The organism is Thermohalobaculum sediminis (genome assembly GCF_023487995.1).
Classification (GTDB): domain Bacteria; phylum Pseudomonadota; class Alphaproteobacteria; order Rhodobacterales; family Rhodobacteraceae; genus Thermohalobaculum; species Thermohalobaculum sediminis.
On the sequence record NZ_JAMFKN010000033.1, the window covers coordinates 1 to 3,386 of the forward strand.

General features: G+C 56.1%; 1 protein-coding gene and 1 pseudogene. Both read right to left on the reverse strand.

Annotated elements, in window-relative coordinates:
* Window positions 1–96: 96 nt before the first annotated feature.
* Window positions 97–1,001, reverse strand: a pseudogene (locus tag M1105_RS20410) (IS630 family transposase); the annotation flags it as partial.
* A gap of 193 nt (window positions 1,002–1,194) precedes the next feature.
* Window positions 1,195–3,386 (reverse strand): glycosyltransferase (locus M1105_RS20415; protein WP_249582214.1); only part of this gene is annotated, 2,192 nt, incomplete at its 5' end.

Sequence of the window (3,386 nt, forward strand, 5' to 3'; positions counted from 1 at the left end):
CGAGACCCGGAACGCCGCCTTCACGAAGTCGATCATCTCTCTGCCCCGCTCCGGCGTCAGATCTTTTTTTTGATGACTTCTACCAGCGCTAATTGATCAGAACTCATGCGCCCACGTCCGCCGCCCAATTGACGAGATGCGCCAGGGCTGATCCATGAGCTTGTTCCAGCTCTCGCAGCAGTGGGCGACGATGTCGTCGTAGTTCCTGAAGACCCGGTTGGACAACCAGTTGTCCCGGATGAACCGCCAGACGTTCTCGACGGGGTTCAGCTCCGGCGACCTCGGAGGGATTGGTACGAGGGTGATGTTGTCAGGGACAGCGAGTTTCGAGGATGTATGCCAGCCAGCCTGATCGAGGAGCAGAATGGCGTGGGCGCCCGGCGCGACCTCGGCGCTGATGAGCTTCAGATGCTCCGCCATGGCTTGGGTGTCGCACCAGGGCATGACGAGGCCTGCGCCCTTTCCCTCTGCCGGGCAGATGGCGCCGAAGATGTAGGCCCATTTCGTGCGTTGATCGTGCGGCGCGCGGGGCCGGGTTCCGCGCCGCGCCCACCTGCGGGTGAGCTTGTTCTTCTGACCGATCCGCGCCTCGTCCTGGAACCAGATCTCTATGGGCGGCCAGCCATGCTCGATGCGGATCGCCGTGACGACGTCGCGGAAGTTTTTTTGAACTCCGCAACGGCGTCCGCGTCCTGGGCGTAGTGCTGCGGGCGCGCCGAGAGCTTCCGGAACCCCATGGCGCGCAGCTCCCGCCCCAGGGTCTGGCGGCTCACCGAGACGCCCAGTTCCTCATGCGCCCACTGCGCCAGGTCGAGCAGTCGCCAGCGCACGACGCCGTCATGATAGGGCTTCGGCCCCGCCTCCACCGCCGCTGCCAGCTTCGTGCGCTGTTCGCCCGTCAGGATCGGCGTCTTGCCGGGCGCCCTGCGCGTCGCCAGGGCTTCCGGGCCACCGTCGTTGAAGCGCAAGACCCAATCCCGGATCACCTGTAGCCCAACCCCGACGGTCAACCTCGCCAAATGGTGCATCGAAAGCCGAGACTCCAGTCGCCGCTGGATGAACGTTCTTTGGCAGGTCAGATCGCCTTTTGGCGATGGAAGGGCGGCTTGGCGGATCAACGGCCATGTCAAACCAGCGGATGAGACGCCGCTCGAGAATGCAATAGTGCTCGGCACTGGCCACCCAGATCAGGTGTCAGAGCAGATGCTTTGCCGTATTAATCGCGTCGTCATAGTAGGACGACCATCGCCCCGAGAGGAGGCCCGGCGTTGAGAGCAGCGCAATCATTTCCGGACCTCCGAGGCAATCTGCCTCCTCTATCAGGATTGCGTCACCTGCATGCCATGTGTGTCGCGACTTCTCTTGTCGGCGCATTACGACAAAATTGAATGGATCTACATCATAGCATCTCCAGCCGCGCATGAAGACGTTCCTACAGAATGCAGTGTCTTCACCGAGAGAAACCGTTTCAAGAAAACGAACGTCATCAAAAACTTTTTTATTAAAGCAAAGCGAACAGCCGGCTGCAAACGGACCGGACACCTTCCAATCTATAAAATATGGTTGCGGTCTGTGACGAAATATCATGTTCAATTCTTCAATATAAACAAAGTAAGATGATCTACCAATGACATCCGCATTCAAAAATTCCATTGATCTCACAGATGACTCAACATAGTTTTCTAGATATATATCGTCAGAGTCGAATCGCATGATGATATCGCCAGACGCCATATCTGCGGCTTCGTTCAGAATTTTCCCGATTTGATTTTCATTCGAGTGCACAACCTTTGCATCTTTCTCAAGAGAGTCCTGCAGATTATTCACCAAATCTGAATTAAGAAGTTCTCCGTTCGCTACGATGATCACCTCCATGTTGTTCCACGATTGCCGCGATACGCTTCCACAAAGGTTTCCCAGGTCACTCGCACGATGGACGGGAGCGATGACGGAGACCCGGGGAGATCTCGGCGCAGAAGAGCCGCGATGTATCAGGCCACAGAGACGGCGCTCTCGGTCTAGCGCTTCCACGGCCCTTTCGTCGCGCAGTCCGTCGATCGCACGTCTACGATGGAAGCGAACACGCTCTGCGAGCGCATCATCTTCAATCGTCGATGCCAGCTTCCCCGCCTCCAGGGCTAGGAAAGACTTCAACTGTCGTCCGGGCTCGCGGCTCTCCAAAAAGTCCAAACACCTCTGCGCGATCGCTCTAATTTCCTCTTGCGAGCTCGCTGCCTCAAACTCAAGAACGAACGAAGAACCATCGCGTGTCTGGTCATCAAGAATCAGATTTTTAAGGCGATGCGATATGAACCCACGAAGCTTATCATCTCCCTTCATGTAATGAGCAATCCTCCTCAAGGCATTCATTTGCTTTGGCGAAAACTTGGCGGACACAGGCAACGAGTATATCTCTGACCTCATCAGATCATGTCGACCAGTGTCCCAACATGCATGCACGAAATCAATGAATGATCGAGATTCAAATTCTTCCTCATTTGATCTGCGAAGATATCGTGATATTACGCTTTCATGCTTTCCGTTCATCTTATCCAAGTCATCTTGGAAAGAGTTAGAGAAAATAACCCCGCTTTGGATCTTTGCCGCTACTTCGTAGAATGCCTTTGGCCCCGTGAGATCGTAAAGGATCTCCTTTAGCGCCTCGCTCATGCCGTTGATCAGATGAGCTGGGCAGTGCCTCATCAAGACATGTGTGAGATGCAACCGGGCTGCCACCGGGTCGTTGCAAGCAAAGGCGGCGCGCGCAGTCATAAGGCGAAGCTGATCAGATTGGACGCCCGCGCGAATCGCATCCTCTCCAAAGTTCCACGCCTCATGTGGCCGTGAGCACTTCAAGAGTACGCGAACTACGATCTCTGAGAGGGCAGTCGGGCAATTATTTACCCCTAATCGTTCGATCCAATCTATCGCGACGGCGGCCGAAAGTTCGTAACATCCCCTTTCCTCCAAGAGACGTGCTCGTTGAATACCAATCTTTGGATCTAAAATGCCTCGGCGATCTAATTCGTCGAGCAACTCCTGGACATCAGCCAAACGCGCCATTCTGATTAGGATTTCGCCTCGCTCGATCAAGACGGTTTCTGCATCGAGCAGGGGCTCCACGTTCGCTAGTTCTTCAAGCGCCCACTTGTGGTCCCCGGCAAGCGAGGCGACGCGAACCCCTTCAAGGCGAAGTCTTGTATCATTTGGGCGCCGCATCACCGCGCTTCGCGCGGCTTCTCTCGCCTCGGCGTAGGCCCGACGGCCCTTCGCCAAGAGCACTCGTTCCATCAAGACACCAGGGTGATCGGCATGCTCCACTCCGATCAAGTCGAGCTCCGACTGCGCTTCATCGCCTCGGCCGGCACGTCGCAACGTCTGGATGA